Genomic DNA, 20,171 nt, shown 5'->3' with positions numbered 1-20,171 from the left:
GGCGCGCTCCGACTCGCGGGACCGTCCCGGGTGCGGGATGATCCGGGGAGCAGGGAGAGCCCGCACGACGAGAGGATCGACGCCATGCAGCTGCTGTGGGACGACGGGCGGGCGCTGGCCGCGCCGCGCGAGATCACCGAGGACGCCGCCGGGGCACGGGCTCTCGCCGAGGTCTACGCGCTCCCCGCGGAACGCACGTGGGTGCGGGCGATGATGAACACGACGATCGACGGCGCGATCACCGGGGCCGACGGCACCAGCGGCCCCCTGCGCAACCCCACCGACTCCTTCGCCTTCGGCGTGCTGCGCGCCCTCGCCGACGTGGTGCTCGTGGGCGCCGAGACCGTGCGCGTCGAGGACTACCGCCGTCCCCAGGGCCGGTCGGACCTGCTGGCACCGTCGCTGCGGCCGGCCGGCGGCGAGCGCCCGGCCCTGGCGATCATGTCGCAGTCCGGTCGGCTGCCCGCGAGCATCGACCCCGCGTGGCCGACGTACCTCGTGACCGACGCCGCGCACGGCGAGCGGGCACTCGCCGCGAGCGGTCTCCCGGAGGACCGGCTGGTCCTCGCGGAGGACCCGGCGGGCATCCGGCGCGCCCTCGCCGACCTCGGGCACCGCGGGATCCAGCTCGAGGGAGGCCCGAGCGCTCTCGCGCGCTTCGCCGGCTCCGGGGCGCTCGACGAGCTGTGCTTCTCGGTGACCCATCGGACGGTCGGAGGGGACGCCTCCCGGGTGATGCGCGGCGTCGGCGCGGAGGGCGAGTGGGAGCTGGGCTCCCTCACGGTCGGCGCGCACGCGACGCTCTCCCGCTACGTGCGCGGCAGGGCCTGAGCGAGAGGTTCGGCCCGAGCGCGAGGGCCGTCCCCGGCGCGGGAGCCGACCCCGCACGCACGGATCACACCCGGGCGCCGATCGACCCCTCGAGGGGCGCGGCCGCGGGGTCGCGCACGGGCAGCCGCATGGCCTCGACGTCGACGTCCAGGTCCAGCAGGTCCACGAGGTGCTCCGCGAGGAGCCGCTCGTACTGCTCGGGATCGCGGTTCCACTCGCGGGTGTGGCTCGCGCCGGCGAAGGGCACGAACCGCACGAGGTCGGGGCGCAGCGCGGCCAGGCGCGCGCTCGGCGCGGGCGGCACCGTCGTGTCCTCGAGGGCGTGCACGAGCAGGGTGCGGTGGCGCAGGTGCTGCGCATAGTGCTCGGCGCGCATCTCGGCGAGCGCGAGCGGCTCGTGCAGGCGCACCAGCCGCGCCCCGAGCGGACTCGTCATCATCCACAGGGCCAGGCGCCGCATGGGCGCGGGGGCGCGCAGCGCGGTCGCGTGGTACGTGAGGATGTCCTGCCAGTCCACGGCCGGCGAGTCCAGGACGAGCCCGGCGATCGCCTCGGGGTGCGCGGTGCGCACGGAGGTGCGCAGGGTGATGCCGCCGCCCATCGACCAGCCCATCAGCACGATCCGGCGGGCGCCGTGGGCGAGGGCGTACTCGATGCCCGCCTCGGTGTCCTCCCATTCGTCCAGGCCCAGATGGTGCATCCGATCGGCCGACGCGGGCGATCCGAGGTCGTTGCGGTAGGTCAGGGAGAGGCAGGTCAGGCCCAGCTCGTGCAGCAGGGACATCGCGCGCAGGGTCTCCCCGCGCGTGGCGCCGTGGCCGTGCGTGAGCACGGCCCAGATGTCCCCCGTCGGCCCCGCTGCGCCGCCCTCGGCATCGGCACCGGCATCGACATCGGCATCGGCACGGTCCTCCTCCGGCACGCCCGAGCGCCCCGGGACCAGCCACGCCGGCATGGGGCCGACGGGCGAGGAGACCTCGACCTCCTGGGTGGGCAGGCCCAGCGATGTCTCGGGCGTGCCCGGCCAGAAGAACCCGTCGAGGCCGACGGGCCCGATCCCGATCGGCTCGTCGGTGTCGCGGGCGAGGATCGGTCGGGACACGGTGGTGGGCGTCGGCTCGCCGTCGACCGGGCCGAGGCGCACGTGGACGGCCCCGCCGGAACGGCGCAGGGCGATCACGCCTCCCCGGACGGACTCCGCCGTCCGGTCGAGGTGGATGCGGTCCGGATACGCGGCCCGCACCACCTGGACGAGCTTCCCGCGCTGGGACATCTGCGGGGTGAGCGGGACCCGCGCGAGCAGCCTCGCTCCCGCCGCGAGCGCCCCTGCGCTGAGGGCGAACGTGCCGAGCGCGCCGACGCCGCCGATCGCGAGCGCTCGACCCCATCGCCGCAGCTCACGGGCGGCATCGTGCCCGTCGGGCGCCTCCTCGGGGCGGGTGTCGCGGGAGCCGAGGGAGGTGAGGCGCATCATGACGCGCAGTCTACGTCCGCCGTAGGATCGCAGGTGACGCCGCGGGTGCGAGGCGATCCCCGCCCCGCCCGTCGGCACCCGAACCCGGAGGTATGAGCCATGAGCACCAAGCCCATCGGAAGCGGCGACTACGCCATCCAGCTGGACGACGCCGCGTGGCGGGAGAGGCTCTCGCCGGAGGAGTACCAGGTGCTGCGCCAGGCGGGCACCGAGCGCCCGTTCAGCGGGGAGTACGAGGAGGTCCGTCCGGCGGGGACCTACGCCTGCCGGGCGTGCGGAGCGGTCCTGTTCCGCGCCGACGAGCAGTTCGACGCGCACTGCGGCTGGCCCGCCTTCTGGGCCCCGCAGGACGACGACGCCGTGGAGCTGCTCGAGGACGCCTCGCTGGGAATGGTCCGCACCGAGGTGCGCTGCGCGAACTGCGGCTCGCACCTGGGCCACGTCTTCGAGGGCGAGGGCTTCGCGACCCCCACCGACCAGCGCTACTGCATCAACTCCCTGAGCCTCGTCCACGAGGGCTGAGGCCTTCTCGGAGAAACCTGCGGAGGTCCTCGGCGGGTCGACGGCGCGCCTCGGTCGGCGGTGACGGGTCGCGGGCTAGGCTCGCGGCCGTGCCCGTCCACCAGTTCCCCGCCGCCGCCCGCGCCTTCAGCACGGCGATCGAGGAGATGACCCGTGCGCCCCTGCGCCCCGAGGTCCACTGGACCTCGATCCCCGCTCCCGGCCGGATGGCCCCGCACACGTGGGCGGCCAACGGCGAGGTGATCCTGCACGACGAGGAGGTCGCGAGCGGCCGCCTGGTCGTCCTGCACGATCCCGCGGGCGAGGAGGCGTGGAAGGGCGAGTACCGGATGGTGGTCCTCGTCCAGGCCCAGCTCGAGCCCGAGTTCGCGATCGAGGCGATGCTCGGCGACGTGGCCTGGTCGTGGGTCACCGAGTCCCTCGAGCTGTTCGACGCCGAGTCCCGCGAGCTCGGGTGCACCGCCACCCGCGTGGTGTCCCAGAGCTACGGCGCACTCGCCGGGCGCCCCTCGACCGTCGACGTCGAGATGCGCGTGTCCTGGACGCCGACGAGCTCCGACCTGGCCCCGCACTTCGCCGCCTGGACGGCGATGCTCGCGGCGGCCGGCGGCCTTCCGCCCGCTCCCGCCCAGGTCGCGCCGCTCGTCCCCTCCCATCGGGCCCGCCCCCGGCACGGCTCGGCGAACGGGGAGGACTGATCCGATGAGGACCCGCAACCGCTCCGCAGCCCGCGCCCGACGCACCGAGAACGGCGCATGCGCGGAGAGCACGACGAGCGCCGCACGGGCGTCGACCTCGGACGCGACCCCCACGGGCACGGCCGGCGGCGACGAGCCCGGCGCCGACTCCCCCGCGATCGAGCCGACGCCTCTGGGCGCCCCGCGCGACGGCCTGGTGCCCGTGATCGATCGCATCCAACCGCTGCTGGAGTGGTGCGAGCGCGCCGCGAGCACCCCCGAGGAGCCGATCGCGGTCGACGCCGAGCGGGCTTCCTCCTACCGCTACAGCGCCAAGGCCTATCTCGTGCAGATCCGCACCGAGGCCGCGGGCACGGCCCTCATCGATCCCACGGCCTTCACCCTTCCCACGACCTTCGTGGAGCTCATGAACTCCCGCGAGTGGGTGCTGCACGCCGCCACCCAGGACCTCCCGAGCCTGGGCGAGCTGGGCCTGCACCCCGCGACATTGTTCGACACCGAGCTCGCGGCGAGACTGCTGGGCATGCCCCGCGTGGGTCTCGGCGCGGTCGTCGAGGACACGGTGCACCTGCGCCTGGCCAAGGAGCACTCCGCCGCGGACTGGTCCAAGCGCCCGCTGCCCGAGCCGTGGCTCGTGTACGCGGCTCTGGACGTCGAGGTGCTCGTCGAGGTGCGTGACATCCTCTCCGCCCGCCTCGAGGAGACGGACAAGACCCGCTGGGCGCGCGAGGAGTTCGCGCACGAGGTCGCCCACCCGCTGCCCGCCGCGCGCGCGGAGCCGTGGCGGAAGCTGCACGGGCTGGGCGCCCTGCGCACCCCGCGCCAGCTCGCGGCCGCCCGCGCCATGTGGGAGCGGCGCGACCAGATCGCCCGCGAGCAGGACCTCTCCCCGCACCGCGTGATCAAGGACCGCGCGATCGTGGACGCCGCGAAGGTCTCGACCGCCTCGCACGCGGCTTTCCTCGCGGCCCTGCCCAAGCCCCTGCACGGCAAGGAGACCTGGTGGCAGGCGGCGCGCGCGGGCGTGAACCTCCCCGACGCGCACCTGCCCTCGCGCTCGGAGCCCAGCTACCCGCCGCCCCACAAGCTCTGGTCCAAGAAGTGGCCCGAGGTGTGGGAGCGCTACCTGCCGATCCGCGAGGCCGTGGCCGAGCGCGCCGAGCAGCTGCACGTGCCCTCGGAGAATCTGCTCACCCCGGGCCTGCTGCGGCAGTGGGTCTGGGAGCACGAGGCGCCCGGCGCCGCGGAGGAGATCCGCGCCGAGCTCACCGGGCTCGGCGCCAGGGACTGGCAGGCGGAGATCGTCGCCCCCGTCCTCGCCGCCGCGCCCGTCGCATCCGGGCCGTCGGACGCGCCCACCGCGCAGTCCGCCGAGTAGACCCGGGAGTCTTCGGCCGACGCCCGTCGCGCGACCGCGACGGGCCGGCCTGTCTCAGGCCCCGAAGGCCGCGACCGCGAGCACCGCGGCCACGAGGGTCGCGTTCGTCAAGCGGTCGTCGCGGATCGCGTCGAGCACCTCGCCCAGACGCACCCAGCGCTGCTCGATCTCCGATTCCTCGTCCTCGCGCACGAAGTCCGTGGCGGCCTCGCTGATGCCGGTCGCGAGGAAGATCCGGATCCGTTCGGCCGAGCTGCCGGCCGAGGGATGGATGTCCAGCAGGTGCCGCAGGTGCTCGGCCCGGTGGCCCGTCTCCTCGGTGAGCTCGCGCCCCGCGGCCTGCATCGGGTCCTCGCCCTCATGGTCGAGGAGGCCCGCGGGCAGCTCCCAGAAGGTGCGCCCCGCGGGATGGCGGTACTGGCGGATGAGCAGCACCCGAGCATCGCGGACGTCGCTCGCGCCCGCGTCGTCGAGAGCGAGCACGGCGGCCGCGCCCGTGTGGGCGATGTACTCCCGGGTGAAGCGGACGCCGGGCGCGAAATCGACCTCGTCGCGCACGACGTCCCAGATCGCGCCGCGGAAGGCTGTGCTCCGGGAGAGGACCGGGCGTGCGCCGTCCTCGTCCCGGAGCATGCCCGTCACTCCCCGGCCTCGTCGGACTGCCCGGCGGCGTCCGCACCGGATGCCGACTCGCCGGGGTCGTCGGCCCCGCGCTCGGCGGGGACCTCGAGCAGGCGGGTGGCCTTCTGCAGGTCGACGGCGGCACCGATCAGACCCGCGAACAGCGGATGGGACCTGGTGGGACGCGACTTCAGCTCGGGGTGCGCCTGGGTGCCGATGTAGTACGGATGCGCGTCCGCGGGCAGCTCGACGAACTCGACGAGGGAGCGGTCCGCGGAGACGCCGGAGATCACCAGGCCCGCCGTCTCGAGGTCCTTGCGGTAGGCGTTGTTCACCTCGTAGCGGTGCCGGTGTCGCTCGGAGACCTTGGTGGTCCCGTAGGTGCGGGCGGCGAGGCTGCCGGGGGTGAGCTCGTGGTCGTAGGCGCCCAGGCGCATGGTGCCGCCCAGGTCGCCCTCGCCGGAGACGATGTCGGCCTGCTCGGCCATGGTCGCGATCACGGGGTGCGCTGTGTCGGCCTCGAACTCGGTGGACTGCGCATCGGCCCAGCCCAGCTCGGTGCGGGCGTACTCGATGACCATGCACTGCATGCCCAGGCACAGGCCGAGGGCGGGGATGCCCTTCTCGCGGGCGAAGCGGAGGGCGCCGACCTTCCCGTCGACGCCGCGGATGCCGAAGCCGCCGGGCACCACGATCGCGTCGACGTCCTTGAGGGCCGCCTGGGCGCCCTCGGGGGTGGAGCAGGCGTCGGACTCGACCCAGGAGATCTTCACGCGGGCATCGTGGTGGAACCCTCCGGCGCGCAGAGCCTCGATGACCGAGAGGTAGGCGTCCGGGAGGTCGATGTACTTGCCGACGAGGCCCACGGTGACCTCGTACTCGGGGTGGTGGACCCGCTCGAGGAGGCCGTCCCACAGCGACCAGTCGACGTCGTGGCTGAGGAGGTCGAGGCGACGGATCGCGTAGGCGTCCAGGCCCTCGTCGTGCAGCACGTGAGGAATGTCGTAGATCGAGGGCGCGTCCGGGCAGGTGACGACGGCGTCGAGGTCCACATCGCACATGGAGGCGATCTTCGCCTTCACCGAGGCGGGCAGGGCGCGGTCGGCGCGCAGCACGATGGCATCGGGCTGGATGCCGATCGAGCGCAGGGCCGCGATCGAGTGCTGCGTGGGCTTGGTCTTGAGCTCCTGGCTGGGGCCGATGAAGGGCACCAGGGAGACGTGCACGAAGAAGACGTTGTCGCGGCCCACGTCCTGGCGGACCTGCCGGGCGGCCTCGAGGAACGGCTGGGACTCGATGTCGCCGACCGTGCCGCCGATCTCGGTGATGACGACGTCGACCTCGTCACTCGCCTGAGCGCGCATCGACTCCTTGATGGCGTTCGTGATGTGCGGGATGACCTGGACGGTGTCGCCGAGGTACTCGCCGCGGCGCTCCTTGGCGATGACGCCGGAGTAGACCTGGCCGGTGGTCACGTTGGAGTCGGCCGAGAGGTTCTCGTCGAGGAACCGCTCGTAGTGGCCGATGTCGAGGTCCGTCTCCGCGCCGTCCTCGGTCACGAAGACCTCGCCGTGCTGGAACGGGTTCATGGTGCCCGGATCCACGTTGAGGTACGGGTCCAGCTTCTGCATGGTCACCCGCAGGCCGCGGTTCTTCAGGAGCATCCCGAGCGAGGAGGCGGTCAGCCCCTTGCCGAGGCTCGAGACGACGCCGCCCGTGACGAAGATGTGCTTCGTGGTGCCGGGATTCCGGAAGGGCTTCGCTGCCGGGCCGGAGCCGGGGCGGGCGGTCGATGCGGACGGGGTTCGCGGGGGGTTCACGCTGCTGTCTGCCACGGAGTCTCAACCTAGCATCGAAAGACCCCTCGGCGCTCCCGACACCCGCGGATGTGCGAGGTGTTCCATGCGGATGAGGCGCCGTCGGACCATGGACGGTCGCGTCAGGGCAGGGAGATCCGCAGGACCTGGGTGAGCTGTGCGAGCAGGTCGTCGGGTCCGCTCAGCTCGCGGGAGCACTCGCGGGAGGCCAGCTCCGCGGTCTCCCGCGCCTCCGTCCTGCGCAGGGACGTGATCGCCCGGGCGAGAGCGGCCGGATCCCCGACGGGGACCAGGAGCGCCGCCCCGCCCGTGACCAGGCGGGTGCCGCCGGCGTCGGTCGCGACGATCGCGCGGCCGGCACGCAGGGCCTCCTGCAGGAACACCGGCTGCCCCTCCCACAGCGCCGAGGAGACCACGAGGTCGCAGTCGGCGAGCAGGTCGGGCACGTCCTCGCGACGGCCGAGCAGCTCGACGGGCAGGCGCTCGGCGCGGATGCGCGCGCGCAGATGCGGCTCGAGGGGACCGTCCCCGGCGATCCGCACGCGCAGTCCGGGAGCGGCCGGGGCCGCCTCGCCGACGAGAAGGCCCAGGGCGTCCAGGAGCACGTCGAGCCCCTTCTGCGGAGCGAGTCGCGCGACGACGAGCACCTCGAGAAGGTCCGGCGCGTCCCGGGCGGGACGCGCGGACGCCGCGGCGGTCGCTCCGCTCACGGCGGTCGCGCCGCTCCCGGGTCCCGCGGGGATGATCGCGTGCTCGACCTCCGGGACGCCGTGCACGAGCGGGTCGAGGTCCGGGGACACGGTGAGGACCGCGTCGGCGCGCGAGCGGATGACCCGCAGCAGCAGGCGCCCCATGGCGCGCACCGTGCGCGGGCCGACGACGCGGTTGTGCAGCGTCACCACCAGACGGGGCCCGAGGCCGCGCGGTCCGCGGGCGAGCGCGGCGAGCGCCCCGGCGCGCAGCCCGTGCGCATGGACCGCGTCGACCGCTGTGCGGGCTCCGGACCCGCGCATGCGCTCGCGCAGGGTGCGCACGGTGCGAGCGTCCGCCGGCGCGGGGCGCGAGGAGATCCGAACGCCTGCCTCGGGCAGCTCGACGCCTGCCTCCGAGAGCACGGCGCGCTCCATCCGCACGTGGGCCGCCAGTCCCCCGCTCGCGGCGGGTTCGACGATCAGCACGCGGGGCGCGGGGCCGACGGTCGGCTGCTCGCCCTCCCGCACGAAGCTCACGCCTTCTCCGTGCGCCCGCGGCGCAGGCGCGCGAGCAGCGAGGCCGCGGTGCGGCGGTCGGCGAGGGTCATGGCGACGAGGGCGAGGACCATGCCGATGCCGCCGGTGAGGAGGCCGATCAGCACGCACAGCAGCTCGGAGGTGCCCTGCGTGACCATCGCCCGCCCCAGGAGCAGCCCTGGGACGGCTGCGGCCACGGAGACCACGGCCCCGATCGGCACGACGCGCACCAGGGGCGCTCCGCCCTCGACGCCCTCGAGGAGATCGGCGACCCGGGCGAGGCCGGTGATGCCCGAGACCCACATGCCGGCGCTCAGGGCGAAGGCGAAGGCGGTCGCGGCCACGGCCGCGCTGCCGGAGTTCGAGAGCACCGCCACGAGCACGATGAGGATCCCGCCCACGACCCAGCCGACGGAGCCCACGAGCAGCGCGTCCCGCGCCCGCATCGCCGCGGACAGCACCCGGGTGCACTGCATGGTGATCGCGTACGGCAGCAGGCCCACGGAGAGGGCGGCGACGACCGCGCCGACCCCCACGGCGCCCGCGCGGTCGATGTGGTGGAAGAAGGCCTCGAGGGCCGGGCCGGCGGCGAACAGCGTCGCCGCGCCCACGGTGCCGATCACCACGACCGAGCGCAGGGATGCGCGGGCGGTGACGGCGAAGCCCCGCAGGTCCCCGACGAGGCGCTGCTCGGACAGGTGCGGGAACACGCTCGTGATCAGCGGGACCACGAGCACGGCGTAGGGCAGCAGGTAGATGGCCTGCCCGTACTGGAACACGGGCAAAGTGCCGGTGCCTCCGGTGCGCATGGCCAGCAGCAGCACGAGAGCGAGGGCGAGCTGCTGCGCGCCGACGGCGCCGAGCCCGGCTCCCGCGAGCCGCAGCGCCCTGCTGCCCATCCCGGCGGGCATCCGCAGGGTGGGGCGCAGGCGCAGTCCGGCGCGAGCGGCCGGCACGAGCACCGACAGCGCCATCACCACGACCCCGGCGGTGGTGCCCCAGGCGAGCACCCCGCGCGCGAACGGGGAGATCGTCGAGGCCGTCGCCACGGCGGGCACCGCGGCCGCGTACACGCGGTAGGAGATGATCACGACGAGCGAGGACAGCAGCGGCACCAGGGCGGGCCACAGGAACCGCTTGCGGGCCTGGAGGTAGGCGCCGAGCACCACGGTCACCCCGTACATCGGCAGCTGGAGCGCGAAGATCCGCAGCATCGACGCACCGAGCTCGACGACGGACTCGTCGGAGTCGCCGCTGGTGAGGACGAGCGAGGAGATCGGGCCGGCGAGCAGGCCGACGAGGAGGGCGAGCGGGATCGTGAGCAGGAGCATCCAGCTCAGCATCGCGGAGATGATGCCGTCGGCCCGTCGCCTGCCCTCCCCGGTCTCGTCGTTCTCGACCAGGCCGGCCACCAGCGGGACCACGCTCGCGGCGAGCGCGCCTCCGGCGGCGACCTCGAACAGCAGGTTCGGGACGAGGTTCGCGCTCGAATAGGCGGTGCCGACGTCCCCGGCGCCCACGCTCGCGCCGAAGACGAGGTAGCGCAGGAAGCCGACGATGCGCGCGACGAGGGTGACCACGAGGATCACCGTCGCCCCGCGCACGATGACGCGTGCGGTCGAGGACGGTGCGCTCATGAGGGAGTGCTCCCTTCGTCGCCGACTTGCTCGGGAGCGGCTGCGCGGCGGCCCCAGCGGTCGAGGCGGCGCAGCGCGGGCGTCGCGTCGATGACGGCGCTGAAGCTCACGCGCTCGCTCGCGAGGGTGAGGGCTCCGAGGCCGCCGAGCACGAGGAGACGGGGCCCCGCGGGGAGTCGGCGCGCGGCGGCCGCGCCCACGAGGGCGCCGAGGGCGTTCGCGCCGGTGTCGCCGAGCATGCCGCGCTCGGCGAGGTCCCCGGGCAGGGCGGCGAGCCCCGCGAGCGCGGCGATCACGGCGAGGGTCCTGCCCTCCTGCGCGCGAGGGCTGCGGGCGGGCGGGACGGCGAGCACGAGCGCGCAGGCCGTGGTGGCCTTGAGCGCGCGCCCGGGGCGCAGGTCCAGGAGGTTCGCGAGGTTGGCGGCGCCCGCGGCGACGCCCGTGTCGACCAGGGCGCCGGCCAGGTCGCCTGCTCCCGCGGGCAAGGCATCCGCGCCGGTGGATGTGGCGGTGTGCGGGCCGACGCCGCTCGCCGTGCGGGCACGGGCCGCGGCGGCGTCGAGCAGGCAGACCACGGGGATCCCCAGGGCCTTCGCGGCGCCGGTGGTCAGGCGTCCGCGGCGCAGGGCTCCGAGGTGGCCGCGCAGCCCCTTGGTCGGGGTGATCCCGCGGGAGCGCAGCCAGGGCTCGAGGACGTCGTCGGCGAGGCCCAGTCCGCCGACGGCGGCGACGGCGAGCGCGTCGGCGCGCAGGCCGCGCGCGGCGAGGACGATCGCCGCTCCCCCGGCCACGGCGACGCCCTCCGCGAGGGTCACGCTCCGCCCCGCGTGGTTCGTGCGGCGCAGGGCTCCCGAGACGGCTCGGGTCGCATCCGTCGGGGTCTCCCCGGGCTCGCCTGCGTCCGCGCGCGAGGCGGTCATCCCTCGCCTCCGTCGCTCGCGCCGGATCCCGATCCGGAGCCGGATCCCGACGAGTCCCCGGACCCTCCGCCGGACCCGCCGGGGACCTGCGGCACGCGGTCCTGGGCGTCGGCGGCGGTCCCGTAGCTCCCCTGCTCGCCGCGCGCCTGCTCGGCGAGGGCGAGCACGGCGATCGTCGGCCCGTCGGGCTCCTGCAGGCGGTCGCCGCTGGAGAGGTCGCCGAAGCGCGAGTCCCCGCGCACCGTGCGCAGCAGGCCCGCGCTGTCGTCGTTCGAGGGGGTCGAGCCCGAGACCACCGTGGGGATCTTCGCGCTGACCATGCGCTCGAGCAGCCCGGTCTGGGCCTCGAGCAGCAGCTGGGCGCGCTCGGCGGCGGCCGAGGCGTCGTCACCGCTCACGGTGAGGTCCGAGGGCGCGGCGCTCGCGAAGATCATGGAGTCGACGGGGGCGTCGGTGCTGCCGTCGACGTCGACGAGGCGGGCGTCGGTCAGCACGGACCAGAGCTTCTGGCGCTGCTCGGCCCCGATCGAGGTGTCCACGAGCAGGTGGCCGATGATCGTGGAGAGCGCGCCGGAGCTGGAGTCGGTGTCGGACTCGGCCGCCGCGACGAGCGCGCCGTCGGCGTCCCGCAGGGAATCGAGGGCCTTGGTGCGGGTGTCCTCCTGATCGGGGTCCCACAGCGAGCTGTCCAGGCGCACGCTCAGCGGGGTGCTCGCACCGGCCTCGTCCAGCAGGGAGTCGAGGGTGCTGACCTGGTTGCGCACCGAGTCGTCGTCGGAGACCACGGCGGTGCTGCGTCCGCTGAGGGTGCCCGCGACGAGGTCGGGCGAGGTCTGCGAGATGAACGCGCTGAGCTCGTCGTTCTGCGAGGTCAGCGAGTCGTTGGCGGTGCGCAGGTCGTCCTTCTCCGTGCGCAGCTGCTCGACCTGGCCGGTGAGCTGGGAGCCCAGGTTCTCGCGCAGCGGTCCGGCCCCGAGCACGATCCCCACCGCGAGGGCGAGGAACACGGAGATCAGGGAGACCAGGTGGTAGCGGAAGTCGATCACGGACCGAGGCTCCTAGGTTCCGGTGGCGGGTCGGGTGGCGAACAGGGAGGTGAACCATGAGATGGCGTCGTCCCATCGTGCACCGAGGATCTGGAAGAGCGCCTGTCCGCCGGGCGTGGCCCACATGGCCACGGAGAGGGCGAGCAGGCCGGCGACGGCCAGCAGCACGAGCTGGAGGGTGGAGATCCGCTGGCGGTAGAGCCGGGACACGCCCTTGGCGTCCACGAGCTTGGAGCCCACGCGCAGCCGGGTGAGGAAGGTCGAGCTCATGCCGGCGCGGCCCTTGTCCAGGAACTCCTCGAGGGTGCCGTGGGTGCCGACGGCCACGATCACGCTCGCGCCCTTCTCGTCGGCCAGGAGCATCGCGATGTCCTCGCTGGTGCCGGCGGCGGGGAACACGACCGCGTCCTCGGCGAGATCGAGCTCCGCCAGGCGCTCCATGCCCGGGGCGCGGCCGTCGCGATAGGCGTGGACGACGAGCTCGGCGCCCGATGCCAGCGCCCTGTCGGAGACGGAGTCCATGTCCCCGATGATCATGTCGGGCTTCCAGCCGGCCTCGAGGACCGCGTCGGCGCCGCCGTCGACGCCGATCACCACGGGGCGGTTCTCGCGCAGGAACGGACCGAGCGTCGCGAGGTCCTCCTTGTAGTGGTAGCCGCGCACGACGATCAGCACGGGGCGGCGGTCCATGACGGTGCGCACCTCGGGCGCGCCCACGCCGTCCAGCAGCAGGTCCTTCTCCAGGAGCATGTACTCCAGGGTGTTGCGGGCGAACAGCTCGAGCTGCTCGGAGAGGCCCTCGCGGGAGGCCTCGAGGGAGGCGGCGATCGTGGCGGGGTCCTGGCGGGTGCCGCGCGCGAGCGTGCTCCCGCCCTCGCGGACGACGCCGTCGGCGACGGTGAGGCGGGCGCCCTCGCGGACCTTCTCGAACAGCTCGGGGCCGCAGTCGTCGACGAGCGCGATGCCGTGGTCGACGAGGATCTGCGGCCCGGCGTTCGGGTAGCGGCCGGAGGTGGAGCGGGCGGCGTTGAGGACGGCCGCGGGCGCCTTCTCGACGAGCGCCTCGGCGGCGACGCGGTCGATGTCCTCGTGGTCGATGACCGCGATGTCGCCGGGCTCGAGGCGCTTGGTGAGGTCCTTCGTGCGTCGGCCGATGCGCGCGGTCCCCAGGACGGTGCCGACGGTCGTGCTCATCGCCCCTCCCCCGGTGCCGACGCCGATGCCGACGGGTCCGCCGAGTCGTCGAGCAGCTCGCGGGCGTGGGCCAGGGCGAGCTCGCTGGTCTCGCCGGAGAGCATGCGGGCGAGCTCGTGGATGCGGCCCTCGCGGTCCAGTCTCCGCACGGTGGAGCTCGTGCCGCCGTCCTCGCTGTGCTTGACGATCTGCAGGTGCGTGGAGGCGTGGGAGGCGACCTGCGGGAGGTGCGTGACGACGATGACCTGCGCGTTCTCGGCGAGCCGCTGGAGGCGCTGGCCCACGGCGAGGGCGGCGCGGCCGCCGATCCCCGCGTCGATCTCATCGAAGACGAACACGGGAGCGGCGGTGCGGTCCTCGCGGGAGGAGCCGAGCGCGACCTCGAGGGCGAGCATGACGCGCGAGAGCTCGCCGCCGCTCGCGGCGGTCGCGACGGGCAGGTGGTCGGCGCCGGGGTGGGGCGCGAGCAGGAACGCCACGCGGTCGCGGCCGTGCGGACGGGGTGCGTGCTGGGCGACCTCGACCTCGAGGCTCGCCTGGGGCATCTCGAGGTGGACGAGCTCGGACTCGACGGCGCGGGCGAGGCGCGAGGCGGCCTCGCGCCGGGCGTCGGAGAGCGCCTCCGCGGCCTCGTCGAGGGCGGTCTCCAGGCCCGTCATCTCCTCGCGGGCGGCGGACAGCTCGGTCTCGGCGCCGTCGAAGCGGTCGAGATCGGCGGCGGCGGTGCGCGAGCTCTCGAGCAGCTCCCCGATGGTCGCGGCACCGCCGAGGGAGGGCCCGAGGTCCCGCACCAGCGTGGTCACCTCGTGCAGTCGCTCGTTGGCCTGCTCGACGCTGCCGGGCGAGGCGTCGATGCCGTCCGCGTAGCGCGAGAGGTCGGCGGCCGCGTCGGAGAGCTCGAGGCGCAGGCTCTCGAGCCTGCCGAGGGTGCCCTCGAGCTCGGGATCGGTGCCGGAGGCGGTGCGCACCTGGTCGATCGCGAGGTCGAGGAGGGAGCCGACCGCGGGGCCGTCGTCCTGCCCGAGCAGCAGCGTGGACGCCTGCTCGGCGGCGGCCCGGAGGTCCACGGCGTGGTTGAGCCTCTCGAGCTGGGCGCGCAGGCTATCGTCCTCGCCGTCCTGCGGGTCGACCTCCTCGATGCGCTCGAGGGCCGTGCGCAGCTGGTCCCCTCGACGATCGCGCTCTGCGACGAGGCGCTCGAGGTCCTCGACGCGCCCGCGCAGCTCCTGCTGGCGGTCCCAGAGCTCGCGGTGGCGCTGCAGCAGGGGGCCGACGGTCTCGCCGGCGAAGCGGTCGAGGGCCTCGCGCTGCTGATCGGCCTCTCGCAGGCGGGCCTGGTCGGCCTGTCCGTGGACGGTCACCGCAGAGCCGACGAGCCGGGCGAGCGTTCCGATCGGCACGGGCACCCCGCCGATCTGGGCGCGGGAGCGGCCGTCCTTGGTGACGCGGCGGACGACGAGCACCTCGCCGTCCTCGTCCTCGGCGCCGAGCTCGTCCAGGGCCGTCTCGAGCTCGTCGTGCCCGGCGAGCACGAGGGTGCCGTCGACGGTCCCGGCGGTGCCCGCGCGGCCGCGGTCGAGCCGCGCGCCCAGGAGCATCGAGAGGCCGGTGACGATCATGGTCTTGCCGGCACCGGTCTCGCCGGTCAGCGCGGTGAAGCCGGGCCCGAACTCGGGGGTGGCGTCGTCGATCACGCCGATGCGGCGGATCCGGAGGGTGGAGAGCACGGCGGCTCCCGCTCAGACGTCGCGGCCGACGCGTCCGCGCCAGCCCACGACCGGCAGCTGGAACTTCTCCACGAGGCGGTCGGCGAACGGTGTGGTGGTGAGGCGCACGAGCCGCACAGAGCGCGGGGAGAGCCGGCCCTCGACGCGCATGCCGGGGGTGATGTCGATGGTGCGGCGACCGTCGAGGGTGAGCACGCCCTCGTCGCGGTTCTCGACGGTGAGCTCGATCGCGGCCTCGGAGGAGCGCCCCAGCACGAGGGGGCGCGAGAACAGGGCGTGGGCGGCGAGCGGGACGACGAGGAAGGCGTCCACCTCGGGCCAGATGATGGGGCCCCCGGCGCTGAAGCCGTAGGCGGTCGAGCCCGTGGGGCTGGTCAGGAGCACACCGTCGCAGCCGAAGGAGGAGACGGGGCGGCCGTCGATCTCGATGACCACGTAGATCATCTTCTGGCGGTCGGCCTTCTCGAGGCTCGCGTCGTTCAGCGCCCAGTCGGTGTGGAGGATCTGGTCCTTGGGGCCGCGGATGACGATGTCGAGGGTCGCGCGCTCCTCGATGTCGTAGTCGCCGTCCAGGAGGCGTCGCACCGTCGTCGAGAGCTCCTCGACCTCGCTCTCGGCGAGGAAGCCCACGTGACCGAGGTTCACGCCGTGCACGGGGATCTCGGCCTCGCGCACCACCTCGAGGGCGCGCAGGATGGTGCCGTCGCCCCCGAGCACGATGCCGAGCTCGACGAGGTCCGCCGCGGAGACGGCGTCGACGACGTCGACCTCCTCGGAGTCGAGGATGTCCAGGAGCCCCTCGGGCAGGCTCGCCGGGGGCGACATGCGGATCTGGTCGTACTGCTCGTCGGTGATGACGGCGCGCACGCCGCGGTTGCCGAGCTCGGCCAGGACTCTCATCAGCGCCTCGAGGGCGGCGGCGCGCCCCGAGTGCGCGTACAGCAGGAAGCGCCTCATGCTCGGCGGTCCCCTTCCCTCGTCCTCGGCTCGGTCCTGTGTCCATCGGCCCGGTGCGGGCCCAGGTCATGCTCCGTGACGTGCGCCGCGGCCTGCGCGCGCCGACGTCCGGCGCGGGAGCCTGCGCGCGTACGCGGGAGCACCTGCTCGATCATGTCATAGGCGGCGCGCGGGATCCTGCGCGCCGCTCCGGCGGGTCGCGGATCCTCTGCCGGTGTGTCCGCTCCGCGCGGCGCGGCGTCACGGCGGTGCAGGTGCAGGAAGTACTCGTGGTTCCCGTCCTGCCCCGGCAGCGGGCTCTCGGCGACCCCGCGCAGCTCGAGCCCGCGGGCATCGGCCTCCTCGACGACCCCGAGCACGGCGTCGCGGCGCAGGGCGGGATCCGCGACCACGCCGGAGCGCGGGAGCCTGCGGCGGCCGACCTCGAACTGGGGCTTCACCATGAGCAGCAGGCCGCCGCCGGGCGCGGTGAGCGCGGCGAGGTCCGCCATGAGGGTGACGAGGGAGATGAAGGAGAGGTCGCCGACGACGAGCTGCGCCGGCCCGCCGACGTCCGTGGGGTCCAGTCCGCGGATCGAGGTGCCCTCGTGCACTGCGACGCGCGGGTCCTCGCGCAGGCGCGGGCGCAGCTGGCCATGGCCGATGTCGACGGCGCGCACCTCGCGTGCTCCGCGGCGCAGCAGGACGTCGGTGAACCCGCCGGTGGACGCGCCCGCGTCCAGGCAGACGAGACCGCTCGGGTCCAGTCCCGCCGCGTCGAGCGCACCGAGGAGCTTGTGGGCGGCTCGCGAGGCGTACTCCCCTCCCTCGGGGATGCCGGTGACCTCGAGGACGGCGTCCGCGGCGACGATCAACGAGGGCTTGCGCGCGGGGCGGCCGTCGACGCGGGCCCGGCCCTCCTCGACGATCCGGCGGGCATGGGTGCGGGAGGAGGCCAGGCCCGCGGCGGCCAGGGCCACGTCGAGCCGTCGGCCTCCGCCGTCCGCAGTCACGAGTCCAGCGTGCCCGGTCACGAGTCCTGCGTGCGCACCGCACCGGACAGGGCGGTCTCGGGCAGGCGCGCCGCGAGCAGCCCGAGTCCCGCGGTGAGTGCCTGCGGGGACTGCGTGCGTCCGGTCAGGACGAGGTCCTCGCCCTCGAGCCGTGCGGAGGCTGCTCCGCAGCGCGCGGTCTCTCCGTCGACCACGGCCTCGGGCGCGGGGTCGGTGAGCGAGGAGAGGTCGGGCAGGATCCACGTCGGCCGACGGACGGGCTCGGCGCGCAGCGCGGTCTCGACGCTGTCGACTCCCGTGAGCACGAGGAGGGTGTCGATGCCGGCGCGGTTGCCGCCCTCGATATCGGTGTCGAGACGATCGCCGACGGCGAGCGGACGCCGGGCTCCCAGCGCCTTCGCGGCGAGGGAGAACATGGCCGGCTCGGGCTTGCCCGCCACGAGCGGAGTGCGACCGGTGGCGTGCACGAGCGCCTGCACGAGCGCGCCGTTGCCCGGGGCAATGCCTCGCTCGGTGGGCAGGGTCGCATCGGTGTTGGTGGCGATCCAGGGGATCCCGCGGCGCAGGGCGTAGCCGCCCTCGGCAAGCTGGGCCCAGCCGAGGTCCGGGGAGAATCCCTGGACGACGGCCGCGACCTCGTCGCCGTCCTGGCGCACGGGGGTGAACCCCGCGGAGGCGACGGCCTCCATCAGCCCGTCCGCGCCGAGCACGAGGATGGTGGACCCGACCGGTGCGTGCTCCGCGAGGAGCTGCACCGCGATCTGCGGGGAGGAGGCGATCTCCTCGGGCGCCGCCTCGACGTCGACCGTGGCGAGGTGCGCCACGGCCTGCTCGGGGGTGCGGGAGGCGTTGTTGGTGACGAAGCCGATCTTCAGTCCCCGACCGCGCGCGGTGCACACGGCCTCCGCGGCGCGCGGGATGGGCCGCGAGCCGTGCATGAGGGTGCCGTCGAGGTCGAGGAGGAGGGCGTCGTACCGCTCGAGCATGCTCAGGTCGAGTCCGCGCGCGCTCATGCCTGTCGCTCCTGCTGATCATCGGCCTGATCGCTCACCGCAGCGTCGTCACGGGGCTCTTCCGCCTCGCTCTGCGCATCCGCCACGGGCTCCGGTCCGTCGTCCTCGAGGTCGGCGCTCTCGGATGAGGCGTCCTCCTGCTCCTCGGGCTCCTCGGAGTCGTCCGACTCGTCGGAGTCTTCGAAGGCGTCGAGGACGCTGAGCTCCTCGGAGTCGTCCCAGGGAAGATCATCGACCTCCGGCTCCGGCACAGGACGGCCCAGGCGCTCGGCAGCGTCGGTCTCGTGGTCGGTGTCCGCGTCGGCGGCCAGCGTGAGCCAGCGGTGCGCCTCGTCGCCGCGACCCGCGCGCTCGAGCAGGTCGGCATAGGCGACCCACAGCCGCACCTGCCAGCGACCGTCGACCTTGCTGCGCAGGGCGGGGATGTCGAGGGTCCCGAGGGCGGTCTCGATGTCGCCGGTGTCGGCGTAGGCGCCGGCCACGACGATCATCAGCTCGATCGTCCCGGAGACGTCGAGCGTGGACGCATCGTCCGAGGCGGCGATCTCCAGGGCGCGCTCGGGACGGCCGATCCCCCGCTCGCAGTCGGCGAGCATGGGCAGCAGGTCCACGCGGCCCGAGATGCGCATCGCGGTGCGGAACTCCCGGGCCGCGGTGCGGAACTCCTCGCTGCGGTACGCGGCGATGCCGTAGATCTCGCGGGTGATGCCGACGCGTCCCCCGATGCTCGCGGCGAACTGGGCATGGGCGAGCGCGAGCGGCAGGTCGTTCTCGTCGAGAGCCGCGATGGCTGCGACGAGGTGGCGGCTCGTGCGCTCCGCGGTCTCCTTGCGAAGGGAGCGGAGCTCGTCGGAGATGTCCCGGTCGAGCTCGCGACCTGTGATCGCTTCGTCCAGAGGAGGCTCCGGCGGACGGGTGCTGCGACGCGCCTCTCCCGGCCTCTGCGAGGACGAATCCCGCGGACCGCCGAAGCGCCCGGCGCCGCGCTGGTCGCGATCGGAGCGGGGACCACGACGATCGTCGTCCCTGCGCGGGCCACGCCGGTCATCGTCCTTCCAGGGACCTCGCCGAACATCGTCCCGGCGCGGGCGACGGTTCCCGTCAGGACGGCCATCACCACGGGTGTCGTCACGCCGGAAACTGCGCCTGTCGTCGTCCCTGCGGGGACCGCGCCGGTCATCGTCACGGCGCGGACGACCCCGATCACCATCACGACGTGCGCCATAGGACGAGCCGTCCCCACGAGGAACCCGCCGGTCATCGTCGCGGCCGTAGCCCCGACGATCGCCGTCCCGGCGCTGTTCGGAGCCTTCACCCTCACGACGGAAGGATCGCTGGTCGCCGTCGCGACGCGGGCCGCGGCGCTCATCACTGTTCCGAGAGGAGCCGCTCTGTCGATCATCGCGCTGACCGCGATACCCACCGCGCCGGTCGGACTCGCGCGCGGGGCCTCGACGATCCCCCTGCCGACGTTGGCCGGAGCGATCGTCGCGGCGCTGCGAGCGCCGCGCGTCGTCCTGGCCGCCGGAACGGGGACGGCCGGCTCCGCGGGGAGGACGGCCCTGATGCTGGGCGCGACCGGAGTGTCCACGATCTTCGTGCGAGCCGCCCGATCGGCTGCCTGTGCTCTCGTCCGCCACGTTCTCCACCCTCGAAGTTCTCTATGAGTACTGCCTAGGGCTCACAGGTTAGGTGACGCCGGCACCAGCACCGAGAGTTCTCCCGGTCGCGGTGACTGACTCCACGGGAGGAAGAGTGGGCGGCGTGGTGCACGTCGCCTCGGAGGCGACCGAAGCCCGCCCCACCCCCGGCAGCGGGCGAGAGGAAACTCGGGGCGGCGCCACCAAGGAGGCGCCGGCAGCTCGTCCATGAGCTCCCAGCCCAGGAAGACCAGAGCCGGCATCTCCAAGGCGCTCCAGGGGCGTCCCCGGCACCGACATCACCGGCAGCGCGTGACGGCTCAGACCCGTATGGACGCGGAAAAGGGTTGTGGCTCGTCACCGCGCTCCACCCGAACCCGATCACTCGAGTCCAGGGAGCTGCTCGTGACGAGCCACAACCCTCATTCACAAAGGAATGTCCGGCGGCGTCCTACTCTCCCACACCCTCCCGAGT

The 20,171-nt window shown here is 74.1% G+C and carries 18 protein-coding genes; 5 read left to right on the top strand and 13 right to left on the bottom strand.

Annotation, left to right across the window (positions count from 1 at the left end; genetic code table 11):
* Nucleotides 1-84 precede the first annotated feature (84 nt).
* Entirely contained in the window at nucleotides 85-831 is a 747-nt protein-coding gene (locus tag I8D64_RS00090; protein ID WP_200500508.1) for a dihydrofolate reductase family protein, read from the top strand.
* 64 nt (nucleotides 832-895) lie between these two features.
* On the opposite strand, the gene I8D64_RS00085 is transcribed toward I8D64_RS00090, so the two are convergent.
* A complete protein-coding gene (locus I8D64_RS00085) occupies nucleotides 896-2,305 on the bottom strand; it encodes an alpha/beta hydrolase family protein (protein ID WP_200500507.1) in 1,410 nt (469 codons plus the stop codon).
* Nucleotides 2,306-2,404: 99 nt separating this feature from the next.
* Here I8D64_RS00085 and msrB point away from each other — a divergent pair, with 99 nt between their 5' ends.
* From msrB to I8D64_RS00070, 3 genes are all read left to right on the top strand, one after another.
* Nucleotides 2,405-2,827, top strand: coding sequence for a peptide-methionine (R)-S-oxide reductase MsrB (gene msrB / locus I8D64_RS00080; protein ID WP_200500506.1), 423 nt, complete (start codon nucleotides 2,405-2,407; stop codon nucleotides 2,825-2,827).
* An 89-nt stretch (nucleotides 2,828-2,916) separates the two neighbouring features.
* The gene (locus I8D64_RS00075; RefSeq protein ID WP_200500505.1) at nucleotides 2,917-3,525 is read left to right on the top strand and encodes a DUF3000 domain-containing protein; all 609 of its coding nucleotides are present in this window, start codon (nucleotides 2,917-2,919) and stop codon (nucleotides 3,523-3,525) included.
* 4 nt (nucleotides 3,526-3,529) lie between these two features.
* Nucleotides 3,530-4,903 (top strand): HRDC domain-containing protein, encoded by a 1,374-nt coding sequence (locus I8D64_RS00070; RefSeq protein WP_200500504.1) that lies wholly within the window; start codon nucleotides 3,530-3,532, stop codon nucleotides 4,901-4,903.
* Between the two features lie 54 nt (nucleotides 4,904-4,957).
* On the opposite strand, the gene I8D64_RS00065 is transcribed toward I8D64_RS00070, so the two are convergent.
* The 12 genes from I8D64_RS00065 to I8D64_RS00010 all read right to left on the bottom strand — a co-directional run bounded on the left by I8D64_RS00065 (nucleotide 4,958) and on the right by I8D64_RS00010 (nucleotide 18,685).
* Nucleotides 4,958-5,536, bottom strand: a complete 579-nt coding sequence (locus I8D64_RS00065) for an NUDIX domain-containing protein (protein ID WP_200500503.1) — start codon at nucleotides 5,534-5,536, stop codon at nucleotides 4,958-4,960.
* A gap of 5 nt (nucleotides 5,537-5,541) precedes the next feature.
* Nucleotides 5,542-7,251: a CTP synthase gene (gene pyrG / locus I8D64_RS00060; protein ID WP_343068425.1), complete on the bottom strand. Its 1,710-nt coding sequence runs from the start codon at nucleotides 7,249-7,251 to the stop codon at nucleotides 5,542-5,544.
* A 212-nt stretch (nucleotides 7,252-7,463) separates the two neighbouring features.
* Nucleotides 7,464-8,570, bottom strand: a complete 1,107-nt coding sequence (locus I8D64_RS00055) for a glycosyltransferase family 4 protein (RefSeq protein ID WP_343068359.1) — start codon at nucleotides 8,568-8,570, stop codon at nucleotides 7,464-7,466.
* Entirely contained in the window at nucleotides 8,567-10,207 is a 1,641-nt protein-coding gene (murJ, locus tag I8D64_RS00050; protein WP_200500501.1) for a murein biosynthesis integral membrane protein MurJ, read from the bottom strand. Before murJ ends, I8D64_RS00055 begins: the two co-directional genes overlap by 4 nt.
* Entirely contained in the window at nucleotides 10,204-11,127 is a 924-nt protein-coding gene (locus I8D64_RS00045; protein ID WP_200500500.1) for a hypothetical protein, read from the bottom strand. The genes murJ and I8D64_RS00045 overlap by 4 nt, the downstream gene beginning before the upstream one ends.
* Nucleotides 11,124-12,173, bottom strand: a complete 1,050-nt coding sequence (locus I8D64_RS00040) for a copper transporter (protein WP_200500499.1) — start codon at nucleotides 12,171-12,173, stop codon at nucleotides 11,124-11,126. Before I8D64_RS00040 ends, I8D64_RS00045 begins: the two co-directional genes overlap by 4 nt.
* A 12-nt stretch (nucleotides 12,174-12,185) precedes the next feature.
* Nucleotides 12,186-13,367 (bottom strand): putative cytokinetic ring protein SteA, encoded by a 1,182-nt coding sequence (gene steA, locus I8D64_RS00035; RefSeq protein WP_200500498.1) that lies wholly within the window; start codon nucleotides 13,365-13,367, stop codon nucleotides 12,186-12,188.
* The gene (gene recN, locus I8D64_RS00030; RefSeq protein WP_200500497.1) at nucleotides 13,364-15,094 is read right to left on the bottom strand and encodes a DNA repair protein RecN; all 1,731 of its coding nucleotides are present in this window, start codon (nucleotides 15,092-15,094) and stop codon (nucleotides 13,364-13,366) included. Before recN ends, steA begins: the two co-directional genes overlap by 4 nt.
* A gap of 12 nt (nucleotides 15,095-15,106) precedes the next feature.
* Entirely contained in the window at nucleotides 15,107-16,051 is a 945-nt protein-coding gene (locus I8D64_RS00025) for an NAD kinase (protein WP_200500496.1), read from the bottom strand.
* Nucleotides 16,048-17,043, bottom strand: a complete 996-nt coding sequence (locus tag I8D64_RS00020; RefSeq protein WP_200500495.1) for an SAM-dependent methyltransferase — start codon at nucleotides 17,041-17,043, stop codon at nucleotides 16,048-16,050. Before I8D64_RS00020 ends, I8D64_RS00025 begins: the two co-directional genes overlap by 4 nt.
* 17 nt (nucleotides 17,044-17,060) lie before the next feature.
* Complete coding sequence (locus tag I8D64_RS00015) at nucleotides 17,061-18,056, bottom strand: HAD-IIA family hydrolase (protein WP_200500494.1); 996 nt, start codon at nucleotides 18,054-18,056, stop codon at nucleotides 17,061-17,063.
* Nucleotides 18,053-18,685 carry a hypothetical protein gene (locus I8D64_RS00010; protein ID WP_200500493.1) on the bottom strand — a complete coding sequence of 211 codons (633 nt, stop codon included), beginning with the start codon at nucleotides 18,683-18,685 and terminating at the stop codon, nucleotides 18,053-18,055. Before I8D64_RS00010 ends, I8D64_RS00015 begins: the two co-directional genes overlap by 4 nt.
* 114 nt (nucleotides 18,686-18,799) lie before the next feature.
* Here I8D64_RS00010 and I8D64_RS00005 point away from each other — a divergent pair, with 114 nt between their 5' ends.
* A complete protein-coding gene (locus tag I8D64_RS00005) occupies nucleotides 18,800-19,723 on the top strand; it encodes a hypothetical protein (protein ID WP_200500492.1) in 924 nt (307 codons plus the stop codon).
* The last annotated feature ends 448 nt before the right edge of the window (nucleotides 19,724-20,171 follow it).

Source organism: Brachybacterium halotolerans (assembly GCF_016623465.1).
GTDB lineage: Bacteria > Actinomycetota > Actinomycetes > Actinomycetales > Dermabacteraceae > Brachybacterium > Brachybacterium halotolerans.
The sequence above is the reverse complement of the archived record's forward strand: the minus strand, read 5'-3'. Positions and strand labels throughout refer to the sequence as shown.

What these genes read in the sequence shown, in the direction of transcription:
- I8D64_RS00070 (WP_200500504.1), top strand. Translation starts at nt 3,530, where the DNA reads ATGAGGACCCGCAACCGCTCCGCAGCCCGCGCCCGACGCACCGAGAAC.
- I8D64_RS00065 (WP_200500503.1), bottom strand. Translation starts at nt 5,536, where the DNA reads ATGCTCCGGGACGAGGACGGCGCACGCCCGGTCCTCTCCCGGAGCACA.
- I8D64_RS00025 (WP_200500496.1), bottom strand. Translation starts at nt 16,051, where the DNA reads ATGAGGCGCTTCCTGCTGTACGCGCACTCGGGGCGCGCCGCCGCCCTC.
- steA (WP_200500498.1), bottom strand. Translation starts at nt 13,367, where the DNA reads ATGAGCACGACCGTCGGCACCGTCCTGGGGACCGCGCGCATCGGCCGA.
- I8D64_RS00010 (WP_200500493.1), bottom strand. Translation starts at nt 18,685, where the DNA reads ATGCGCATCTCGGGCCGCGTGGACCTGCTGCCCATGCTCGCCGACTGC.
- msrB (WP_200500506.1), top strand. Translation starts at nt 2,405, where the DNA reads ATGAGCACCAAGCCCATCGGAAGCGGCGACTACGCCATCCAGCTGGAC.
- murJ (WP_200500501.1), bottom strand. Translation starts at nt 10,207, where the DNA reads ATGAGCGCACCGTCCTCGACCGCACGCGTCATCGTGCGCGGGGCGACG.
- I8D64_RS00015 (WP_200500494.1), bottom strand. Translation starts at nt 18,056, where the DNA reads ATGAGCGCGCGCGGACTCGACCTGAGCATGCTCGAGCGGTACGACGCC.
- I8D64_RS00090 (WP_200500508.1), top strand. Translation starts at nt 85, where the DNA reads ATGCAGCTGCTGTGGGACGACGGGCGGGCGCTGGCCGCGCCGCGCGAG.
- I8D64_RS00045 (WP_200500500.1), bottom strand. Translation starts at nt 11,127, where the DNA reads ATGACCGCCTCGCGCGCGGACGCAGGCGAGCCCGGGGAGACCCCGACG.
- I8D64_RS00005 (WP_200500492.1), top strand. Translation starts at nt 18,800, where the DNA reads ATGGGCGAGCGCGAGCGGCAGGTCGTTCTCGTCGAGAGCCGCGATGGC.
- I8D64_RS00085 (WP_200500507.1), bottom strand. Translation starts at nt 2,305, where the DNA reads ATGATGCGCCTCACCTCCCTCGGCTCCCGCGACACCCGCCCCGAGGAG.